Origin of the sequence: Streptomyces durhamensis (assembly GCF_000725475.1) — a bacterium.
Lineage (GTDB): Bacteria > Actinomycetota > Actinomycetes > Streptomycetales > Streptomycetaceae > Streptomyces > Streptomyces filipinensis.
On record NZ_JNXR01000191.1, the window covers coordinates 1 to 289 of the forward strand.

1 protein-coding gene is annotated in these 289 nt (G+C 65.7%); it reads left to right on the top strand.

Annotation, left to right across the window (positions count from 1 at the left end):
- Positions 1-289, top strand: a 289-nt coding sequence (locus IO33_RS45450) for an ATP-binding protein (protein WP_037687626.1), incomplete at both ends; no start/stop codon positions are given.

Sequence of the window (289 nt, forward strand, 5' to 3'; positions counted from 1 at the left end):
CGAGCTGGAGCTGATGCGCGACAAGCACGACAACGTGGTGGTCGTCTGCTCGATCGAGAACTTCGACCCGATGGGCGTGCACACCGGTGACTCGATCACCGTCGCCCCCGCGATGACGCTGACCGACCGCGAGTACCAGATCCTGCGCGACATCGGCATCGCCGTCATCCGCGAGGTCGGCGTCGACACCGGTGGCTGCAACATCCAGTTCGCGGTGAACCCCGAGGACGGTCGTGTGATCGTCATCGAGATGAACCCGCGTGTGTCGCGGTCCTCGGCGCTCGCGTCC